At 76.1% G+C, this 1,312-nt stretch carries 1 protein-coding gene and 1 pseudogene; both read left to right on the top strand.

Going from position 1 to position 1,312, the window contains the following annotated elements:
* Positions 1-767, top strand: a 767-nt coding sequence (locus AC1DP0_RS21955) for a UvrD-helicase domain-containing protein (protein WP_478088721.1), incomplete at its 5' end; no start/stop codon positions are given.
* 54 nt (positions 768-821) lie between these two features.
* Positions 822-1,312: pseudogene (locus AC1DP0_RS21950) on the top strand (ATP-dependent helicase); the annotation flags it as partial.

Below are 1,312 nucleotides of genomic sequence, written 5' to 3'. Positions count from 1 at the left end.
GCGTCGGGGTGCTGCGCGCCGAGGCGGCCCTGCGCGGCGACCCACCGCCGCGCCTGCTCAACGGCCCGGAGCAGGACGTCATCCTGCGTGACCTGCTCGCCGGGCACGCCTCCGGAGAGGTGGCAGGGCCCGAGTGGCCCGACGAGCTCCGGGAGGCGCTGACGACGCGCGGCTTCCGCAACGAGCTTCGCGACCTGCTCATGCGGTCGGTCGAGCTCGGGCAGGGGCCTGACGACCTGGCCCGGCTCGCCGTCGAGCACGACCGGCCCGAGTGGGCAGCGGCGGCACACGTGCTGCGGGAGTACGACCAGGTCACCTCGTTCACCCGGCACGGGTCCTACGACCCCGCCTGGGTGCTGACGGCCGCCGCCGAGCTGCTCGACGACGACCTGTCGGCCCTCGACCGTCTCCACGAGCGCATCCGTCTCGTCGTCGTCGACGAGGCCCAGGAGCTGACCTCCGCCGCGGCCCGGCTGCTCCGCGTCGTCGCCCGTCCCGGGGGGCCACGGGTCGTCCTCATCGGCGACCCCGACGTCGCCGTCCAGACCTTCCGTGGCGCCGACCCGCGCTTCCTCGCCGACGGGTGGACCGACCTCGCCGGCGCCGGGCGCGACCCGCGCTTCGTCGGCGGCCTCTTCGACCTGCTCGACGACCGCGACGGGGGCGAGACCGTCGTCCTGGACCGCACGCACCGGCTGGGCGCCGCCATGGCCGGCGTGGCCGACCGGGTGTCCCGGCGCATCGGCGCGCTCGGCGGCGGGGAGTAGCGACGGCTGACGTCGGCGACGGACGATCCGGCACGCGGCACCGTCGAGGTCGCGTTGCTGCGGTCGGCCGCCCAGGAGACGGCGCACGTCGCGGCCCTGCTGCGACGCGCCCACCTCGTCGAGGGCGTGCCGTGGACCGACATGGCTGTCGTCGTGCGCGGCTCCGGGCGTGCCGACACGATGCGTCGGCTCCTCGGTCAGGCCGGGGTCCCGGTCGAGGCCGGCAGCGCCGAGGCCCCGGTGCGCGACGAGAGCGCTGTGAGACCGCTCCTGCACCTGCTCGAGGAGAGCATCGAGATCGCGCGTGCCGAGCAGCGCGGCGAGACCCACACCATCGACCCGGTCCGGGCCGCTGACCTCGTCCTCTCTCCGGTCGGCGGGTCCGACACCGTCGGACTGCGGCGACTGCGGCGACTCCTGCGACAGGACGAGCTCGCCGCTGGCGGCGGACGGTCCAGCGACGAGCTGCTGGCCGAGCTGCTCCAGTCGCCGCCGCGCGCCCGGACGCTCGGGTCGACCGCGCGACCTGCCGACCGCATCGCGCC

Source organism: Terrabacter sp. P5_B1 (assembly GCF_056400505.1).
The sequence above is the reverse complement of the archived record's forward strand: the minus strand, read 5'-3'. Positions and strand labels throughout refer to the sequence as shown.